A 19,189-nucleotide genomic window follows, 5' to 3' on the forward strand; every position below is an offset into this window, starting at 1 on the left:
GTTCAAGACCAGGACGTTGATAGGTCGGGTGTGTAAGCGCTGCGAGGCGTTGAGCTAACCGATACTAATTGCTCGTGCGGCTTGACTATATAACACCCAAGACAATTGCGGATATCGCAACGAAAGAATCGAAATCACGGCCTTGAAAAGCCAGTGTTCTGTCTCATCCCCCAGTGATCAACCGTTTTGTCTGACGACTATAGCGGCTTGGAACCACCTGATCCCATCCCGAACTCAGAAGTGAAACAGGCCTGCGCCGATGGTAGTGTGGCATTGCCCATGTGAGAGTAGGTCATCGTCAGACTCTTAATACCGAAAACCCCCAGCGGACTGCCGTTGGGGGTTTTTTTATGCCTTAAAATTGCCTCAGCATGTAGGGGAGCACTGCTCCTTATACTTCCCGGTGATATACTCTCGCTATAAAACCAAATGCGATACGGAGCACCTCAATGTCTGGCAACGATCACCTGGTCATATTTGATACGACTCTCCGGGATGGTGAACAAAGCCCCGGCGCTACCATGAACAAGGCGGAGAAGCTTCGGATTGCCAAGGCTCTCGAGAAGCTGAGGGTGGATGTCATCGAGGCCGGCTTTGCAATCGCCAGTCAGGGCGACTTCGAAGCGATTAAGTCCATTGCGGAGACTATTAAAGAGTCAACGATTTGCAGCCTCGCACGGGCCCTGGATAAAGACATTGACCGCGCCGCTGAGGCAATTCGCCCGGCCGAACGCGGGCGTATCCATACCTTTATTGCCACCTCGCCCATTCACATGAAGCACAAGCTGCAAATGCAGCCCGATGAGGTGATTGAGCAGGCAGTTCGGGCAGTAAAGCGCTCCCGAAGCCATGTCGATGACGTTGAGTTCTCCTGTGAGGATGCTGGTCGCTCAGAACTGGATTTTCTCTGCCGCATTATTGAGGCCGCGATTGACGCCGGCGCCAACACGATCAACATTCCAGATACGGTTGGCTACGCCATTCCTGAGCAGTTCGCTGAGACCATTCATCAGTTGCTTAATCGCATCCCCAATGCGGACAAAGCCATTTTTTCCGTACATTGTCATAACGACTTGGGGCTTGCGGTCGCTAACTCACTTGCCGCCGTAACCCGGGGAGCCCGTCAGGTTGAGTGCACGATTAACGGCCTGGGCGAGCGCGCCGGTAATGCTTCTCTGGAAGAGATCGTGATGGCCGTTCGTACCCGTCAGGATCTGTTCAACATTGATACCCGGATAGATGCCCGCCATATTGTCCCGGCTTCGCGCCTTGTCTCCACTATTACCGGTTTTCCGGTGCAGCCCAACAAAGCTATAGTGGGCGCGAACGCATTCGCCCATGAATCGGGTATACACCAGGATGGCGTGCTCAAGCATCGCGAGACTTATGAGATCATGCGGGCGGAGGATGTTGGCTGGCATACCAACAGCCTGGTGCTAGGTAAACACTCTGGTCGTAATGCATTTCGTACACGACTACTTGAGCTGGGCATTCAGTTTGAGACCGAGACAGAGCTTAACGAAGCGTTTACCCGCTTCAAGGCGCTGGCTGATCTGAAGCATGAGATTTTTGATGAAGATCTGCAGGCCATTGCGAGCGACACCCGGCAGAAAGATGAAGACGGTCGTTATGGGCTGGTTTGTCTTCAGGTCTGCTCGGAAACGGGCGTGGTACCCAAGGCCACCATGACATTGACGATGGACGGAAAAGAACACAAAGTCGATGCGGAAGGAAGTGGTCCGGTAGATGCAACATTCAAGGCCATTGAGTCTCTTGTTGATTCTGGCTGTAACCTGCAACTCTACTCAGTCAATAACATTACCAGCGGCACTGATGCTCAAGGCGAGGTCACTGTCCGGCTGGAGCGTGGTGGCCGAATCGTAAATGGAGTGGGCGCGGATACAGATATCATAATTGCGTCAGCCAAAGCTTATATCGAAGCCCTTAACCTGATTAGCCGCGTCGGTATCCGGCAGCACCCTCAGGTGGCGGATGTTTGACGTGACGCGGAGCGTGCAAACCGCACGGGATCAGCAGGTCGTTTGAATGATCCATACTGAAGCTCAGAGGCAGTTCTATCTCGGTGTTGCGGGCATTCGTTTGTGGTATGCCCGCGAACCCTTGCCGGGTGCCGCACCCAGCCCGGAATTTCAGTTCCCGACGCCGGATGAGCCAGCGCAACCGTTAATGTCGAGTCGGGCCCAGGGTGCTGTAGCGCCCGCAAAAGTCGCCGGGCCCAAGCCTGCTTCCATTTCATCCGGTTCCAATCAACGTGCAGTGCAACGCATTGCCAGTCTCCAGGCGTTGATGGAGCAAAAAGAAGGGGTGGCTGCGGGTAAGGAGCCGCCAGTCCAGAAGTCGCCGGCAGCTCCAGACTTGCCTTCCGATAATTCACAAGACGGTGCCGTGCAAATGCAGGTGCCTCAGATACAGGCAGATAAGGCGCTTAGCCTGAACATGGGCGTATTTTCCGGTGAGCGTTACGTCCTGATAGCAAGCATCTCCAAAGAAGCGAGCCTTCGACTGCAGGAGGCTCTTGCTGTAAACATACTGAGGAGTCTCGGAGAAGAGCCGTCGAAGCCTGCAGAATGGATTCAGTGGCCGGTTTTCAACAATCGCCTTGCGGCAGGAGGATCGATTGCTGACCTGCTGTCCGTTATGAAGCATGTTCTGCCTGGTGTGGCCGGCAAAAAGGTGATTGTTCTGGGCAGTGTCAGTGGTGCCGATGTGGATGCGGGAAGTGAAGGCTGGTTGGCGGAGGCGCTTGAGCGTTTCCCCGATATTCAGTTTGAGTATTCTCTGGCGGAGCTTGCCAGTAACCCGGGCTCCAAGCGTTCCTTGTGGCAGCAGCTGAAACCGTTGGTCAAAACCTGATGCACAGAAGGGAAGATTCATACCTTGGCGCCCCTGGCCTGGAGCTGACTATACGTCCTTTGGAGCCCGGGGATCTTTCCGAAATACTGAATATAGAGCTCCAGGGATACTCTCATCCCTGGTCGGAAGGGATATTTCTGGACTGCTTCAAACCGGACTATCGCTTGTGGGGTGTTTGCCAGAATGGTTCGTTAGCCGGTTACGTTGTAGTGTCCTATGTGCTTGACGAGGTCCATCTCCTGAATCTCTGTGTTCACCCCGGGTTTCGTGGTCGGGGAGCTGGGCGGCTCCTGTTGCGCCATCTTCTTGCAGAAGCAGCCCGCGAGTGCATGAATCAGGTTATTCTGGAAGTAAGGCTGAGCAACAACGTAGCGAGCAAGCTCTATCGCAATGAAGGTTTTGAGGAAATAGGGCGGCGCCCCCGATACTATCCTGCCGCTTCAGGGTGGGAAGATGCTCGGGTAATGGCGTTGTTATTGCAGCCCTGACGGTTGTTGCTTCTGTTCGCGTAATCACCCCTTAGCCCTTATAATGGCTGCCTTTTACGAACATCTGACGCAGGTTGCTTTTCTACTATGGCTCACCTTTCCCAGGAAGTGGCGAAACGCCGCACCTTTGCGATTATCTCTCACCCGGACGCTGGTAAAACCACGATTACCGAAAAAGTCCTTTTATTCGGGCACGCTATACAGAGGGCGGGCACGGTCAAGGGTAAGAAGTCCGGTCAGCACGCAAAATCCGACTGGATGGAAATGGAAAAGGAGCGGGGTATCTCGGTAACTACATCCGTGATGCAGTTTCCTTACGGTGGCAAGTTGGTGAACCTGCTGGATACTCCTGGCCATGAGGATTTCTCAGAGGACACTTACCGCACCCTGACGGCAGTAGACTCTTGTTTGATGGTTATTGACAGCGCCAAAGGTGTTGAAGCCCGTACCATCAAACTGATGGAAGTGACCCGTCTAAGAGACACACCTATTCTGACCTTCATGAACAAGCTGGACCGCGATACTCGTGATCCGGTAGAGCTTATGGATGAAGTGGAAGATGTTCTGAAAATTGCCTGCGCACCCATTACCTGGCCTATCGGTATGGGTAAAAACTTTAAAGGTGTCTACCACCTGCTCCGTGACGAGGTGACTCTTTACCAGAGCGGGCAGGGCCACGCTATTCAGGCGGTCCGGGTAATCAGTGGGCTGGATAATCCGGAGCTCGATACGGCGATTGGCACTTACGCGGCTGAGTTGCGGGATGAAGTGGAACTGGTAAAGGGCGCTTCCCACGAGTTCAATCTTGAAGCATTTCTGGCCGGTGAACTTACTCCGGTGTTTTTTGGTACTGCGTTAGGCAACTTTGGTGTGGACCATATGCTGGATGGACTTGTTGACTGGGCCCCTGCGCCTCAGCCTCGGGAAACAGACCAGAGGCCGGTGCAGCCGGATGATGAAGCCTTCACCGGCTTTGTTTTTAAAATTCAGGCCAATATGGATCCTCAGCACCGGGACAGGGTTGCGTTTATGCGCATCGTGTCGGGTAAATACAGCCCGGGCATGAAGGCCCGTCATGTGCGGATCGGCAAGGAAGTGCGCTTTTCCGACGCGTTGACTTTTATGGCAGGTGATCGTGCGCACGCTGAGGAAGCCTATGCCGGCGATATCATTGGTCTGCATAACCACGGCACGATCCAGCTGGGGGATACGTTTACCGCCGGCGAAGACATGAAGTTTACCGGTATCCCCAATTTCGCGCCTGAGTTGTTCCGTCGTATCCGGCTGAAGGATCCGCTGAAAGCGAAGCAACTCCAGAAGGGGCTGATTCAGCTCTCGGAGGAGGGTGCCGTCCAGGTCTTCCGGCCACTGCGCAACAACGATCTGATCGTCGGTGCAGTTGGTGTGCTGCAGTTTGACGTGGTCGTGAGCCGTCTCAAAACTGAATACAAGGTTGAGGCTGTTTATGAGCCTATCAATGTCGCCACTGCACGCTGGGTAACCTGCTCAGATGATCGTAAGCTGGATGAGTTCCAGCGCAAGAACAATGACAATCTCGCGCTCGACGGTGGTGACCGGCTCGCATATATCGCACCAACCATGGTAAACCTGAATCTTGCTCAGGAGCGTTATCCCGACGTGGAGTTCCACAAAACCCGGGAACATTGATCCATTAGCGGGTGGAGGTGGCTTTGAAACTGGTTGATGCCCATTGTCACTTTGACTTTCCCCGGTTTGATGGGATCCGGGCCAGCGAGCTCGGGGCAGCTTCAAAAAATGGCGTTGTCGGGCTGGTTATTCCCGGTGTACGCCGCCCAGACTGGGAGCGTGTCCGGGATACGGCTCTGGCGCACTCAGGCCTGTTTTACTGTCTTGGCATTCATCCGTGGTTCGTTAGCGAACACTCCGCCGGGGACCTGGAGGCTATGGAGCAGCTCCTGCGCTCACGGCCTGAGAGCTGCATAGCCGTTGGTGAATGTGGGCTGGATCGGTTGCATGGTGATACGGGGGCACAGTTTCCCTGGTTTGAAGCACAGGTTGAGCTGGCATCGAAGCTGGGCTTTCCGCTGGTTATCCACTCGGTGAAGACCCACGATGAGGTTCACGCCACCCTGAGGCGCAGGAACTGGAGCGGGAGGGCCCTGCTACACGGTTTTTCCGGCAGCTATCAGCAGGCAAAAAAGCTGGTCGACCAAGGATGCTTTATCGGAGTGGGTGGGGTAATTACGCATCCTCGAGCCCGCAAAACCCGGGAGACAGTTGCACGCCTGCCTCTGGAATCTCTGGTGCTTGAAACCGATGCGCCAGATATGGCGCCGGAAGGTGTTGCCGCGGGCGATAATTCACCGGTTTATCTGCACAGTATTCTTGAATGCCTTGCCGAGATCCGTGGTGAGCAACCGGAATATCTGGCTTCTGTATTGTTTGCCAATACGGCAATGCTATATGGCCAGGCATTATGGCAGTAAGCGAACCATAAAACTGTTCAGAGCAGGGTTGGATTTCAATAATCGTTCGAGTATACTTCGCCACCTGGCTTTTCAAGGCAATGCCACTACCTCAGCCCCGAATAGTGTCACTGCCGATCAAACTACAGGTACAGAACCTCCTCCGGGTGTATTACATTTTCCGGTGGCGGTTTTTAACGTTTCTTTTTATAGCGTTCAAGGCGGAATTAATGAAGACTCTGAGTGCGAAACCAGAAACCGTAAAACGTGACTGGTACGTTGTAGACGCAGCCGGCAAGACGCTGGGTCGTCTGTCAACCGAAATCGCCCGTCGTCTGCGGGGCAAGCATAAGCCTGAGTATACCCCTCATGTAGACACTGGCGATTACATTGTTGTGATCAATGCGGGCCAGGTGCGGGTTACCGGCAACAAGGCATCTGACAAGATGTACTACAGTCATACCGGCTTTCCGGGTGGGATCAAATCTATCAGCTTCGAGAAGCTGGTCGACAAGGCGCCCGAGCAGGTTATTCAGAAGTCTGTGAAAGGCATGCTTCCGAAGGGTCCGCTTGGTCGCGCCATGTTCATGAAGCTGAAAATCTATGCAGGCGCTGAGCATCCTCATGCAGCCCAGCAGCCCAAAGAACTCGACATTTAACGGAAGGCGGATATGTCTGTAGCACAAAATTACGGTACTGGTCGCCGCAAAACGTCCACGGCTCGGGTGTTTATCAAGCCGGGAAGCGGTAATATCTCTATCAATGGTCGCACTATCGAAGAGTTCTTCGGTCGTGAGACTCTGCGTATGATCGTGCGTCAACCTCTGGTTGTTGCAGAATCTGCAGATCGCTTTGATATCAACGTCACCGTCAAGGGTGGTGGTATCAGTGGCCAGGCCGGTGCTATTCGCCACGGTCTGACCCGCGCTCTGATGGATTATGACGAAACACTGCGTCCGGCGATGCGTAAAGCGGGTTATGTAACTCGTGATGCTCGTGAAGTTGAGCGTAAGAAAGTTGGTCTGCGCAAGGCGCGTAAGCGTCCTCAGTACTCCAAGCGTTAAGTTTCGCTGGAGCAGATCTCAGGAAAACCCGGCTATTTTGGTCGGGTTTTTTTGTTTCCGGGTCAATGACAGCCAAATTGATCTGGAGCAGAGAAGAGGCTCTGGTGGCGGCTTTGCGACTTGTAAGCACGTGGTAATTTCATTACCATTTGAGCGCTTATATTTTTGGATTGTGAAGTCCTTTTCGATGCTCACTGTCGGCTTTCTTGCGGGCTGTGACATCGCCTGATGGGAGAAAACCATAATGAATAATGGCGACGTGAGCCAAGGTCGACGCCGGTTTCTTATCGGCGCTACGGCTGCGGTAGGTGGAGTCGGCGTCGTCGGTGCGGCAGTTCCTTTCGTGGCATCCTGGAATCCCAGTGCCAAAGCGGAGGCAGCTGGTGCGCCGGTAACCGTCAATATCAGTAAGATTGAACCGGGTCAGCAGGTCACCATTTCATGGCGGGGTATGCCGGTCTGGCTCATCCGCCGCACAGAAGAAATGCAGAGCAGCGTAGAAAAGCTCAACGACAAGGTGAGCGATCCTCAGTCTGAAGCCCCGCAGCAGCCGGCATACATTGACGGCATACTACGGTCGCTGAAGCCCGAGATGGCTGTTCTTGTCGGTTTGTGCACGCATCTGGGCTGCGTGCCTACCTATCGCCCGGAAGTAGCGCCGGCAGACCTGGGTGAGGAGTGGCTTGGTGGCTTGTTCTGCCCTTGCCATGGTTCCCGGTATGATTTGGCCGGACGGGTATACAAATCGCAGCCTGCTCCGCTGAACCTGCAGGTTCCGCCTTATCGCTATGACGATGACGTGACTCTCACGATTGGTCTTGATCCGGAGGCAGCGTAATGCAGAAGCTTCTTAATTGGGTAGACGAGCGTCTGCCAGTTGTTGATGCCTGGAATAAGCACCTGGCAAAATATTACGCGCCGAAAAACTTCAACGTCTGGTATTTTTTCGGATCTCTGGCGATGCTTGTGCTGGTCAATCAATTGGTGACCGGTATTTGGCTTACCATGAGCTATAACCCGACAGGTGAGGGAGCGTTCGCTTCCGTTGAGTACATCATGCGCGATGTGCAGTGGGGGTGGCTCTTGCGCTATCTGCACTCTACGGGTGCGTCTGCCTTCTTCATTGTGGTTTATCTCCACATGTTCCGTGGTCTTATGTACGGTTCCTATCAGAAGCCCCGCGAGCTGATCTGGTTGTTTGGCATGCTGATTTATCTGGTGCTGATGGCAGAAGCTTTCATGGGCTACTTGCTGCCTTGGGGGCAGATGTCCTACTGGGGTGCACAGGTCATCGTGAACCTGTTTGGCGCCATACCGGTTATTGGCGAAGATCTGTCTCTGTGGATCCGTGGTGATTACCTGATCTCTGGTATTACCTTGAACCGATTCTTTGCGCTGCACGTGGTTGCTTTGCCCATTGTTCTGCTTGGTCTTGTGGTTCTGCATATTCTTGCTTTGCATGAAGTGGGCTCCAACAACCCGGACGGTATCGATATCAAGAAGAACAAGGATGAAAACGGAATTCCCAAAGACGGTATCCCGTTCCATCCATACTACTCCGTGCACGATCTCGTGGGCGTGGCGGTATTCTTCTTTATCTTCTTTATTGTGGTGTTCTTCTTCCCTGAGATGGGCGGGCTATTTCTTGAGGCGCCGAACTTTGAACCTGCGAACGCGCTGAAGACGCCTGCGCACATTGCGCCTGTCTGGTACTTCACGCCTTTCTACGCCATGTTGCGTGCGGTTACGATCGATATCTTCGGTTTGCCGGCGAAATTCTGGGGTGTGGTTGTCATGGGCGGTGCCATTGCAATTCTGTTTGTTTTGCCCTGGCTCGACAGAAGCCCGGTGCGCTCCATCCGTTATAAAGGATGGCTGAGCAAGATTGCACTGGCTCTGTTTGCGGTAAGCTTCGTTATTCTCGGCTATCTTGGTCTTGTACCTACTACCGAAGGTCGTACCACTGCTGCCCAGATTCTGACGGCCGTTTATTTCCTCTACTTCATTCTGATGCCGTTCTATACGCGCATGGAGAAAACCAAGCCAGTACCAGAGAGGGTGACAGGATAATGAGAAAGCTGATTTTTGGTCTTTTCATCGCATTCCTGCCAGTTCTTGGACTGGCAGCCGGTGCTGGCGTTCCGCTTGATCACATCGAGACGGACCACACAGACAAGGCATCTCTTCAGCGTGGTGCTGCTATGTTCACCAACTACTGCATGGGGTGCCACTCCATGGAGTATGCCCGTTACAAGCGGGTTGCTGACGATCTTGAGATCCCTGTTGATCTATACGAGGAGAACCTTATCTTCACCGGCGCCCAAATTGGCGAGCTGATGAAGAATTCCATGAACAAGGATATGGCAGCGGACTGGTTTGGTGCTCCGCCACCGGACCTTACGTTGGAAAGTCGCCTGCGTGGTGAAGCCTGGGTTTATTCGTATCTGCGTGGTTTCTACAAGGATGAGACGCGTCCGCTCGGCGTGAATAATGTCGTGTTCCCTGCGGTGGGCATGCCGCACGTGTTGGTTGGCCTTCAGGGGCTGTGTGCAGTTGAACCCAACATAGGTAAAAAGGCGAGCGTTGAGCCGCTGAGTGGCAATGTCAATAACTCGAGCGCCTGCCCAGAGTATGCGACGGAAGGCAGTATGTCCGGCGCCGAGTTTGATAGTGCCATGTATGACCTGACCAACTTCATGTCTTATATGGCGGATCCTATCAAGGTGGAGCGTGAGCGCCTCGGGATTTTCGTATTGATCTTTGTGGCTATTTTCTTTGTCTTCGCGTACCTGCTCAATCGTGAGTACTGGAAGGACGTGCACTGAAAAATAGGGTATAATCTCGTTCCCTGAGTTCCAGCGGGCGTTAACCGGCCCGCTGGAATTTTGCGTTTTTCAGGACCATTTCGGTTTGTTTACTCGTGAGGTAGTTCTATGGGCGTTGTGACCAAGCGGTCATCGATGACGTTTTTCTCGGATCCGACCAGCCACTATAGCCACAGGGTGCGCATTGTGTTGGCAGAGAAGGGTGTTACCGTTGATGTCGTTGATGTTGACCCGGACAATCCACCAGCCGAGCTGGCTGATCTGAATCCGTATAACGCCCTGCCGACTCTGGTGGACCGTGACTTGGTTCTGTATGAGCCTAACATCATGATGGAATATCTTGATGAGCGCTTTCCACACCCGCCGTTGTTACCGGTTTATCCGGTTGCCCGCGCCAACAGCCGGCTGATGATCCATCGGATCCAGAAGGACTGGTGTGGTTTGGTGGATCAGATTCTGAACCAGCCAAACGTCAAGGCGTCAGAGACCGCTCGTAAAGAGTTGCGCGAAAGCCTGCTCGCAACAGCGCCGTTGTTTGCTGAAATGCCGTTTTTCCTCTCTGAGGAATTCACCATTGTGGATTGCTGTATTGCACCTATCCTCTGGCGCTTGCCGTTACTGGGCATAGAGCTCAACGAGAAGCAGGCCAAGCCGCTGCATAAGTATATGGAGAGCATTTTTGGCCGCGAAGGTTTCAAAGCGAGCCTCTCTGATCTCGAAGAAGATATCCGTAGCTGATTTGGCGGGGTTCCGCTTTACGGAACAGGAGGGTAGCTGTGTCTGATAACAAGATCACCATGACGTCCAGTCGTCCGTATCTGGTACGGGCATTTAATGAGTGGATACTGGATAACGACTGCACGCCTTATATAGTGGTGGACGCGAGCGTTCAGGGCGTTCAAGTGCCTAATGCGCATGTCGCGAACGGACAGATCGTTCTGAATGTCAGTCCTGGTGCAGTGCGCAGTCTGGTAGTGGGTAACGGTGCGCTGGAGTTCAGCGCCCGCTTCGGTGGTGTACCGATGCAGGTCTTTATTCCGCTTCAGGCAGTGATGGCTATCTACGCCAAGGAAAACGGTGAAGGTATGGTGTTTGGCAGTGAGCCCGGATCCCCGGATCCTGACGGCACTAATGATCGGGAAGGGGCCGGGCAGTCCGGAGGTCAGGAAGAGCGCCCATCGGGCCGGCCGACTCTCAAGGTCGTTAAATAAGTTGTAGCCAATCGTTGTTCTGACAAAAAAGCCGGCAGATGCCGGCTTTTTTGTCAGCCTCCAAACAGTTTTCCATCTACCAGTGAGCACAGGGCATTGATTACCAGCAGCAGCAGGGGCGATGCCTCTGTTGGTGAGAGGTCGTTCAGAGCGATCTCGTGGTCTTCAGAGTGCATCAGGGAGGTGATATCAGACTTCTCCCTCGCGCTCAGTACCACCACGTTCATTTCCCTGTCATGGGCTGCCTGAATAGCCTGAATGAGATTCGCTTTGTGACCGTCGTCAACAATCACGAATAATAGGTCGCCGGGCTTGCCGATGGCTTTAACCTGGCGGGAGAAAGTATCGTTGAATCGGTTATCCCGGCAAATGGCCGAGTAGGTGGTCGCGTCGGCTCCCAGATTGATCGCCGGCAGTGCAGGCCGATCCTGTTCAAAGCGATTCAGGAATGCCGTACAGAAATACTGGGCTATTACGTTGGCGTTACCGTTGGCGCAGGTAACAATCTTCCCGTCATTGAGAAGGGCGTTTACAAAAGCGTCTGCTGCCTGCTCGATAGCAGGTCCTACGGTGCTGGCTGCTTGAGCAGTATGTTCCATGTGGCTCGCAAACAACTGGTTGATCAAGTTTTCCGTTTCGCTCATCAGAATTTATACATCCGCCTGGATTGCATTTTTGATCCATTGTACCCGGTATTTTTTAACGGTTCCCGGGCTGATTGCCACTACGTCTATCCGGCTGAGTGCGTTCCAAAGGTTGTGTCGGTGCAGATAAAACGAAGCGGCCTTCAATAGCCGCTGTCGTTTTGGATAAGAAATGGAGCCTGCCGGATCGACGAGACTGCCACTGCCCCGGTAGCGCACCTCAAAGAAGACGAGAGTGTCGTTGTCCTGGCCTATCAGATCAATTTCACCGCCGCGGTTGTAAACATTGCGTTCCCGGATATGCACGCCGCGAGAGGTGAGATACCTTGCTGCGACTCCTTCAAAATGTGCTCCGATAGCTTTGCGGCCTTCCATGGCGCTTGCCTGTCCTTTTGCGAGGTGGTGTCAGTTAGTTAGCGCCTGCGGGCGCTTGTCCGCTTCAGCGCCAGGGTCGGCTGGCTTCGTTAGCAGGTCGGGCGTTCCGCTGCGGAATTGTGCCCAAAGCTGATTTCGATGGATGCTGCCTTCGCGGGTCATGGTCAGTTTACCTGTCTGGCCATCGACTACGGCGGTTTGAACCTGACGTAGCAGAGGCAGACGTTTGCTCAGCTGCCATGCGTCCGCACCCATGGCAAAGAGTCTGCCAAGCTGACCATAAGTGTCGGGCAAGGCTCTGGTGGCTTCTTCACGCAATGGGTTCTTGCTGTCGAGTACCCAGGGAATGTCGGTAAAAATAACCTGGTTGAGGTCGCGATCCCGGGCGGGGTCCGGTGAGCCTTCGTAAATGATGGAAGGCGAGTAGACGGGCAGGTCGCCTCCAAAGTAAAACGCAAACAGCGGCTTGAACTGGCGTGCGACTGCGGGCTCGGCCACCATAACGATTGCTTCAGCATCCTGGCGCCGCCGCGGTTCGAACTCCACATTGAGACCAATGGTACGTTCTACCTGAATAGCCCGATCCCGGGATACGGTAATGCCCAGCAAGTCTGCAGTAACTGCACGCAGGTTGTCTTCGCGGAAGAATCGCTCGATATCCAGTGCAACTGCGCCATTGTGCTGCATACGTTTCAGCAGCGCAGCCTCTACTCGATCGCCCCATTCACCCTGGGGGATGAGCGCCAGAACCTGATTAATATTCTCCTCCGAGAGTCTGTCCGCGATCTGTCGGGCTTCGTCCTCTGCTGAGAGTCCAAACTGGTAGAGGCCGTCTGGCGCCTTCTTGTCGGCAGCCAGATAATTGAGCCCGAGGGCAGGGACTGGAAGAGTTCTCATGCTGGTAAGGCTTGCCAGTGCATCCTTCTCAAGAGGGCCTATAATCAGATCGATATCTTGAGCGGCCAGTTCCTTATACAACTCATCAAATGGTTGATTTGAGGTGTCCACAATGCGGATGTCGGTTTTGCTGCGGTCGGCTGAGTCGTCCTGGTAGTAGGCGGCCAGAAATCCGTCCCTGATAGCCTTGCCGGCGCTGGCCAGAGGCCCTTGAAGAGGCAGTGCCAGGACAATTTTTTCAGGTCGGTTCTCAGCCAGGTTGGCAATAAGCTGCAGTTCCGATGGCAGTATCTGCGCGGCTGGATGGCCGGGCCAGTTATTTTGCCAGCGACGAATAGCTCGGCCCTGATCATCAATGCTCAGCCCAGGAGCGCGCACCCTTGCGGCGAGCTCAAACCATCCCTCGGTCTCAAAACCGATGCTGCTTTCGCCTGCGGCAGCGAGTTGCTGGTCCGGAACGGCTTTCAGGAATGTCCAGATCTGGTCGTGGATCTGTTGCGGGTTAACCTTGCCATCTGTCTGTGAAAGAAGCATTAGAGTCATGGCAGCTGATAGGCGGTCGCCTACAAGCGCATAGGTTTCGGCCTGAAGACTTGCGGCCCGGTTCACAAGGTCTGAGTTGTAGCTCCTGAAATTGTCCGGTGAGAGTGTCTTGGCAATAATGCCGGCCCACTCCCGGTCTTCGAGCGCCACCGCGCTTGCCATGGCGAGTAGCTGCTTTTGTGCCTGTAGTGGCGGTGCAGGTTGCGCCAGTTGAGTGCTCTGCAGTAATGTGCGGGCCGCCCGGTGTTCGCCGCGCTCCTGGAACCGGCTTGCGACCTTCAGCAGGTATCGCTGCGCCGTTTCAGTGTTGCGTTCTTTTGCGGCAAGCTCGAGAGCCTGGGAGGGGGATTGGGCTATGTGCGACTCCAGGTCGACACCGGCGCAACCGGCAAATAACAGGCTGATGGTAAATATACCGGCCAGGGCGGTATGGTTAATACGGTTCTTAGTCATGGCAAGCTCTATAGATTCCGGAGTTTTGGGCTTGTGGCGCCGATCTGATGGTGGCAAGTTTAACAGCTCCCGGGCCAATTCACATGACGCAGGTGTCATGGTGACGTCGTCCCTGCGCGCGAGGCACACATTTTGAATTCTGAATCGGATCAGTCAGCCATGCAGACATTAAAGCCGAGTGATAGCGGTGGAACCCTCTATATCGTCGCTACGCCCATTGGCAATCTGGAGGATCTTTCTTCGCGCGCAGCCAAAGTGCTTTCGGAGGTGGCGGTCATTGCCGCAGAGGATACTCGCCATAGCGGGCGCCTGCTTCAGCATCTTGGTATTAACAAGCCCTTGATTGCATTACATGATCACAATGAGCGCGGCAGGGTTAAGAGCATACTGGATCAGTTGTTGGCGGGCGCTGATGTTGCGTTGATTTCAGACGCAGGTACGCCGTTGATCTCTGATCCGGGCTATGTGTTAGTTCGTGAGGCGAGGGCTGAAGGGGTGCGGGTAAGCCCGATTCCCGGGCCATGCGCACTGGTTGCTGCATTGAGTGCGGCGGGGCTGCCCACTGATCGCTTTCTGTTTGTCGGTTTTCTGCCTGCAAAGCGCACTGGCCGGCGCACAGCTCTGGATGAACTCCGAAAGGAGATATCAACGCTGGTCTTCTATGAGTCACCTCACAGGATACTGGACACCGTGTCGGACATAATGGAAGTAATGGGAGCACACCGCGAGATTGTGCTTGGCCGGGAGATTACCAAAACCTTCGAGACCTTCTACTCAGGTGAGGCGGCCCAAGTGCTCTCCGCACTGACAGACGACCCTCACGGCAGCCGTGGCGAGTTCGTTGTTATGGTGCGGGGCGCCGACAAGGCCGAAAGTGGTTTGATGGCTGGTGCGCTTGATGTGGACCAGTTGCTGAGTCTGTTGATAGCCGAGCTACCGGTCAAGAAAGTGGCGAAGATTGCCTCTGGTTTGACCGGGCTGGGTAAAAACGAACTGTATCAGCGTGCGCTGGAGCTCAAGGACGTCTGACCCCTGGTCGGCGCTTTTTCTTGCATGGTGCGTGGTGCAGGAGTATTGTCTCGCCCGAGCTCGCCAGACAGTCGCCGCCGGTTTACCGGGGGAGGAAAGTCCGGGCTCCGCAGGGCAAGGTGCCAGGTAACTCCTGGGCGGCGTGAGCCGACGGAAAGTGCAACAGAAAGCAGACCGCCTAAGTGCTCGTGATCAGTTCACGGGCGCCGGTAAGGGTGAAACGGTGCGGTAAGAGCGCACCGCGTGGCTGGCAACAGTCCACGGCGATGGTAAACCCCACCTGGAGCAAGACCAAATAGGAGTCCTATGGCGTGGCCCGCGCTGGACTCGGGTAGGTTGCTTGAGGCCTGTGGTGACGCAGGCCCTAGATGAATGACTGTCCACGACAGAACCCGGCTTATCGGCGAGCTCGCCTTTTTCCCTTCTTAGCTTGTGAAGCGCGTTCATTCTCATGGCGCGCTTCTTATAGCCAAAAAATCTTAAACCTCACTTGTCTTCTTCAAACACTTTTGCAGGTGTTTGATTTTCCTTCTTTTCTTTTCCGTAATGTTACATTCCCCTCACGTCAATGCCCGTAACCTGTTGTCATAAAAGGAACTTTCCCAAGAGGGCCGCTGTTTGCGGCGCTTGCATTGTGAATTGCGTGTTTCTATAGTGTGCACAAGTGGGAAAAAGTGGTTTCTAGTGGTTATTTGTGGTTTTCAGGTCCCCAGAGACAGTGTAAATGAGCAATTTTCTCGGCAGTCATGCCATCAATATGGATGCAAAGGGTCGCTTGGCGATCCCCACCAAGGTGCGCGAAAGCCTCGCGCAGGCTTGTGGTGGCCGCATTGTATTGACGGCGAATGCCGATGAAGAGCGGTGTCTGCTGGTTTACCCGGAGCCGGAGTGGGAAATTCTCCGCCCTAAAATCGAGGCGCTTCCCAACATGAATAAGGCTGCGCGACGCCTCCAGAGGCTGCTGCTTGGTAACGCTGCGCCCATGGAGATGGATTCTGCTGGACGCATTCTGGTGCCGCCCACATTGCGCAGTTATGCATATCTTGAGAAAAAGCTGATGCTCATCGGTCAGGGCAAGAAACTGGAGTTGTGGAGTGAGGAACGCTGGTTTGCGTGGCTTGATGAATCTTCCGGTGATGAAGATATGCCGCCCGAGATGGAGGCGCTTTCCCTATGACCTCTGATCGCAGTCAGGAGGTCGGAGCAGAGTTTTCGCATCGCTCGGTCCTTCTGGATTCGGCGGTCGACTATCTGGTCAGCGACCCCGATGGCAACTATGTGGATGCCACGTTTGGTCGCGGTGGTCATAGTCAGCTCATTCTCGGGCGCCTGGGCACGTCTGGCCAGTTGCTGGGTATCGACAAGGACCCAGAGGCTATCACTGTGGCTGAGCTGCTTGCAGCGGATGATTCCCGATTCGGATATTTCCATGGTTCATTTTCTGAGCTCGGCCGCGCGGTATCTGACGCTGGCTGGGGGCAGGTTGATGGCGTGCTGATGGATCTGGGTGTGTCTTCGCCACAGCTTGATGATGCATCGAGAGGTTTCAGCTTTATGCGTGAGGGCCCGCTTGATATGCGAATGAATCCGTTGCAGTCGCCGAGTGCGGCTGAGTGGCTGGCAAGTGCGGACGAGCGTGAGATCGCGGATGTTATCTGGCGCTACGGAGAAGAACGGTTTTCCCGTCGCATCGCCCGCCTGGTTGTTGAGCATCGCAAAGAGGCGCCGATTGAAACCACGCTTCAGCTGGCCGCGTTGGTGAGCGAAGCGGTACCGAAAAAAGAGAAACACAAGCACCCGGCAACCCGCACTTTTCAGGCAGTTCGAATTTTTATTAACCGCGAACTGGAAGATCTGGAAGCTGGGCTGCAGGCAGCAGTAGATCGACTGGCGCCTGGCGGGCGTCTGGTTGTTATCAGCTTTCATTCGCTGGAAGACCGGCTGGTCAAGCGTTTTATGCGAGACCTTGCTCGCGGCCCCAGGTTGCCCAAAGGCATACCGGTGACGGCGGATCAGGAGGCTTCGGACTTCAGGTTGATTGGCAAGGCCAGCAAGGCCGGTGCCGGCGAGGTCAGTGAGAATGTTCGTGCCCGCAGCGCTGTTATGCGGGTTCTGGAGCGCATCGACAACAAACAGAAATCCCAGGGGAGCGCGTAATTATGGGCGCGGTAGCCATAGAGCCGGCGGTAAAGCAGGCCAAGCTGAATAAAGAAAAGGTTCGCGAGGGCGTTGTTGCTGCCGTCCGGATTTCGCGACGTGTTTTTGATGCCCTGCGGCAGAAAAGGGTTCTGGTATCACTGGCCCTTGCAGTGCTGCTTGTAGGTTCATCTATAGGTGTTGTTGTCAGCGCCCACGAGAACCGTGGACTGTTTAACACGCTGTCCCAGCTTCAGGTCGAGCGCGATCGTTTTCAGGCGGAATGGAGCCAGTTGCTTCTGGAACAGAGCGCTTTGGGAGCTCACGGTCGCGTGGAAAAACTTGCGGCAGAGCGGTTCAGTATGGTGGTTCCGGGGCGTCAGGATATTGTCCTGGTGCCTCTGATGTCGCCTTTAGCATCCCGGTAATTCACGGTTACAACAGTCTCAGGGTGATCTGATTGTCCAATCAGGAATCAGCAAGATCATTGAGCCAGAAAGTGGCGGCAGGCCTGAAAGCCTGGCGCTTTGGCTCTGTGCTGGGCGTATTCCTGTTGGTAGTGCTGGCTCTTGGCTGGCGCCTGGTTGATCTGCAAGTTGTGGATAACGATTTCCTGCGCAAGCAGGGTGATGTCCGCACTATTCGCGTAGAGGCAATCGATGCTCACCGTGGGGTGGTCACTGATCGCTATGGCGAGCCGCTGGCCGTGAGTGCTCCGGTGCAGACACTCTGGGCAAACCCTTCAGAGATAGATCCCGCTGAGCCGCGTCTGGCTAACCTGGCGCGGGTGCTGGAAATCAGTGAGGCAAGGTTGCGTGAGCGCCTTGAAACTTATGCTGGTCGCGAATTCATTTACCTCCGCCGAAAGGTCCAGCCCGGGCTGGCTGCAAAAGCTATGGAACTGGATATTCCCGGTGTTTATACGCGCCAGGAGTACCGGCGTTATTACCCTGCGGGAGAGGTTACTGCTCATGTTGTCGGGTTTACCAATATTGACGAGCGTGGCCAGGAAGGTATGGAGTTGGCATACAACGACTGGCTGTCCGGGGAGTCTGGCCGCAAACGTGTGCTGAAGGATAACCGCGGGCGGATCATCAAGGATCTTACGCTTATCCGCGATGCCAGCCCCGGCCATAATCTTGAGTTGAGCATAGATCTGCGCCTGCAATACCTGGCTTATCGCGAGCTGAAAGCAGTTGTTACTGCCCATGACGCTCATGGCGGCACGCTCGTTATGCTGGATGTTGAGACCGGCGAGGTGCTGGCGATGGTCAATCAGGGGTCTTATAACCCCAACGACCGAAGCCAGCTTGCCCCGGAAAATCTTCGTAACAAGGCTATCACTGATCTGTTTGAACCCGGTTCAACCATGAAGCCGATTGCCATGGCTGCGGCGCTTGAATCCGGACAATATTCCACCAATACATCGATTGATACATCACCTGGCTATCGGAGGTTTGGAAGATTCACGATTCGCGATCATCGGAACTATGGGGTCATCAGTCTCACCGACATCATCGTCAAATCCAGCAACGTTGGTATCAGCAAGATTGCCACTGAGTTGGGTGGCGATACGATTCGCAACCTCTATGCTCGACTCGGCATTGGTCAGCCAACCGGTATCGGATTTCCGGGTGAGGCTGTGGGTGTATTGCCAGCGCCACCGAAATGGCGCCCAGTAGAAGAGGCTACGCTCTCCTATGGCTATGGGATGAGTGTGAATGCGCTTCAGTTAGCGCAAGCCTATATGGTGATTGCTAATGGAGGCATTCGGTATCCGCTCAGCCTGATGAAGTTGAATGAAAAGCCAGTTGGTCGAAGGGTGCTGTCCGAGCAGGTGACCAGTGATGTTCGCGTCATGCTGGGAGAAGCAGTTTCCAGGGGCACCGGCAAGCGCGCCCAGCCCGGTTTATACAGTGCCGGGGGTAAGACCGGAACGGTCCATCTGGTGGGCGCTCAGGGTTATGAGGACAGCCAGTACAAGGCGATTTTTGCCGGGATGGCGCCAATCGATAACCCCAGAATTGTAACGGTTGTGGCTGTGGATGCGCCGCAGTCTGGCGAATACTACGGCGGCGAAGTGGCTGCACCGGTTTTTTCACGGGTGATGAGCAATGCGCTCCGTCTCCTGAATGTGAGGCCGGAGTTGGAAGTTGGCACCACGGGCCAGCAAGCCGAAAAAACAGGGGAAAGGGGTTAAGCC

Annotated in this window: 20 protein-coding genes, 2 rRNA genes and 1 other RNA gene; 20 read left to right on the forward strand and 3 right to left on the reverse strand. The window is 54.6% G+C overall.

The features are described 5' to 3' along the window. The 14 genes from BUA49_RS13995 to BUA49_RS14060 form a co-directional block, all read left to right on the forward strand. Nucleotides 1–89 (forward strand): 23S ribosomal RNA (locus BUA49_RS13995); the annotation flags it as partial. 100 nt (nt 90–189) lie between these two features. Further along, a 5S ribosomal RNA gene (gene rrf / locus BUA49_RS14000) occupies nt 190–304 on the forward strand. Nucleotides 305–449: 145 nt separating this feature from the next. Further along, a complete protein-coding gene (locus BUA49_RS14005; protein ID WP_072798717.1) occupies nt 450–2,000 on the forward strand; it encodes a 2-isopropylmalate synthase in 1,551 nt (516 codons plus the stop codon). A gap of 46 nt (nt 2,001–2,046) precedes the next feature. Continuing rightward, a complete protein-coding gene (locus tag BUA49_RS14010) occupies nt 2,047–2,874 on the forward strand; it encodes a hypothetical protein (protein WP_072798720.1) in 828 nt (275 codons plus the stop codon). Further along, on the forward strand, nt 2,874–3,362 hold the full coding sequence (gene rimI, locus BUA49_RS14015) for a ribosomal protein S18-alanine N-acetyltransferase (protein ID WP_072798721.1): 489 nt from the start codon (nt 2,874–2,876) through the stop codon (nt 3,360–3,362). Before BUA49_RS14010 ends, rimI begins: the two co-directional genes overlap by 1 nt. 87 nt (nt 3,363–3,449) lie before the next feature. Then, nucleotides 3,450–5,030: a peptide chain release factor 3 gene (gene prfC, locus BUA49_RS14020; protein WP_072798723.1), complete on the forward strand. Its 1,581-nt coding sequence runs from the start codon at nt 3,450–3,452 to the stop codon at nt 5,028–5,030. Between the two features lie 23 nt (nt 5,031–5,053). After that, nucleotides 5,054–5,830, forward strand: a complete 777-nt coding sequence (locus BUA49_RS14025; RefSeq protein WP_072798726.1) for a TatD family hydrolase — start codon at nt 5,054–5,056, stop codon at nt 5,828–5,830. A 209-nt stretch (nt 5,831–6,039) separates the two neighbouring features. Further along, the gene (gene rplM, locus BUA49_RS14030) at nt 6,040–6,468 is read left to right on the forward strand and encodes a 50S ribosomal protein L13 (protein WP_072798729.1); all 429 of its coding nucleotides are present in this window, start codon (nt 6,040–6,042) and stop codon (nt 6,466–6,468) included. A gap of 12 nt (nt 6,469–6,480) precedes the next feature. Next, nucleotides 6,481–6,873: a 30S ribosomal protein S9 gene (gene rpsI, locus BUA49_RS14035; RefSeq protein WP_072798733.1), complete on the forward strand. Its 393-nt coding sequence runs from the start codon at nt 6,481–6,483 to the stop codon at nt 6,871–6,873. Between the two features lie 244 nt (nt 6,874–7,117). Beyond that, nucleotides 7,118–7,711, forward strand: coding sequence for a ubiquinol-cytochrome c reductase iron-sulfur subunit (petA, locus tag BUA49_RS14040; RefSeq protein WP_072798735.1), 594 nt, complete (start codon nt 7,118–7,120; stop codon nt 7,709–7,711). Continuing rightward, nucleotides 7,711–8,943 carry a cytochrome b gene (locus BUA49_RS14045; protein ID WP_072798736.1) on the forward strand — a complete coding sequence of 411 codons (1,233 nt, stop codon included), beginning with the start codon at nt 7,711–7,713 and terminating at the stop codon, nt 8,941–8,943. Before petA ends, BUA49_RS14045 begins: the two co-directional genes overlap by 1 nt. Beyond that, a complete protein-coding gene (locus BUA49_RS14050; RefSeq protein WP_072798737.1) occupies nt 8,943–9,698 on the forward strand; it encodes a cytochrome c1 in 756 nt (251 codons plus the stop codon). The genes BUA49_RS14045 and BUA49_RS14050 overlap by 1 nt, the downstream gene beginning before the upstream one ends. Before the next feature lie 108 nt (nt 9,699–9,806). Beyond that, the gene (locus tag BUA49_RS14055) at nt 9,807–10,436 is read left to right on the forward strand and encodes a glutathione S-transferase N-terminal domain-containing protein (RefSeq protein ID WP_072798738.1); all 630 of its coding nucleotides are present in this window, start codon (nt 9,807–9,809) and stop codon (nt 10,434–10,436) included. Nucleotides 10,437–10,495: 59 nt separating this feature from the next. Beyond that, on the forward strand, nt 10,496–10,909 hold the full coding sequence (locus tag BUA49_RS14060) for a ClpXP protease specificity-enhancing factor (RefSeq protein WP_228704515.1): 414 nt from the start codon (nt 10,496–10,498) through the stop codon (nt 10,907–10,909). 53 nt (nt 10,910–10,962) lie between these two features. Here BUA49_RS14060 and BUA49_RS14065 read toward each other — a convergent pair whose 3' ends face one another. Genes BUA49_RS14065 through BUA49_RS14075 form a run of 3 tightly spaced genes read right to left on the reverse strand, consistent with a single transcriptional unit; the run spans nt 10,963 to nt 13,821 of the window. Next, nucleotides 10,963–11,553, reverse strand: a complete 591-nt coding sequence (locus BUA49_RS14065) for an SIS domain-containing protein (RefSeq protein ID WP_072798743.1) — start codon at nt 11,551–11,553, stop codon at nt 10,963–10,965. A gap of 6 nt (nt 11,554–11,559) precedes the next feature. Further along, the gene (locus BUA49_RS14070; RefSeq protein ID WP_072798749.1) at nt 11,560–11,928 is read right to left on the reverse strand and encodes a YraN family protein; all 369 of its coding nucleotides are present in this window, start codon (nt 11,926–11,928) and stop codon (nt 11,560–11,562) included. Between the two features lie 30 nt (nt 11,929–11,958). Beyond that, a complete protein-coding gene (locus BUA49_RS14075) occupies nt 11,959–13,821 on the reverse strand; it encodes a penicillin-binding protein activator (RefSeq protein ID WP_084063601.1) in 1,863 nt (620 codons plus the stop codon). Nucleotides 13,822–13,980: 159 nt separating this feature from the next. On the opposite strand from BUA49_RS14075, the gene rsmI reads away from it, so the two are divergent. The 6 genes from rsmI (at nt 13,981) to BUA49_RS14105 (ending at nt 19,186) form a co-directional block, all read left to right on the forward strand. Then, a complete protein-coding gene (rsmI, locus tag BUA49_RS14080; RefSeq protein ID WP_139248795.1) occupies nt 13,981–14,850 on the forward strand; it encodes a 16S rRNA (cytidine(1402)-2'-O)-methyltransferase in 870 nt (289 codons plus the stop codon). Between the two features lie 55 nt (nt 14,851–14,905). Beyond that, nucleotides 14,906–15,266: RNase P RNA component class A (gene rnpB / locus BUA49_RS14085), an RNA gene on the forward strand. A 308-nt stretch (nt 15,267–15,574) separates the two neighbouring features. Beyond that, nucleotides 15,575–16,027: a division/cell wall cluster transcriptional repressor MraZ gene (mraZ, locus tag BUA49_RS14090; protein WP_072798753.1), complete on the forward strand. Its 453-nt coding sequence runs from the start codon at nt 15,575–15,577 to the stop codon at nt 16,025–16,027. Next, complete coding sequence (gene rsmH, locus BUA49_RS14095) at nt 16,024–17,007, forward strand: 16S rRNA (cytosine(1402)-N(4))-methyltransferase RsmH (protein WP_072798755.1); 984 nt, start codon at nt 16,024–16,026, stop codon at nt 17,005–17,007. The genes mraZ and rsmH overlap by 4 nt, the downstream gene beginning before the upstream one ends. 2 nt (nt 17,008–17,009) lie before the next feature. Next, the gene (ftsL, locus tag BUA49_RS14100) at nt 17,010–17,414 is read left to right on the forward strand and encodes a cell division protein FtsL (protein WP_072798756.1); all 405 of its coding nucleotides are present in this window, start codon (nt 17,010–17,012) and stop codon (nt 17,412–17,414) included. A 32-nt stretch (nt 17,415–17,446) separates the two neighbouring features. Continuing rightward, a complete protein-coding gene (locus BUA49_RS14105; RefSeq protein ID WP_072798758.1) occupies nt 17,447–19,186 on the forward strand; it encodes a peptidoglycan D,D-transpeptidase FtsI family protein in 1,740 nt (579 codons plus the stop codon). Nucleotides 19,187–19,189 lie beyond the last annotated feature (3 nt).

This window comes from Marinobacter antarcticus (assembly GCF_900142385.1).
Classification (GTDB): domain Bacteria; phylum Pseudomonadota; class Gammaproteobacteria; order Pseudomonadales; family Oleiphilaceae; genus Marinobacter; species Marinobacter antarcticus.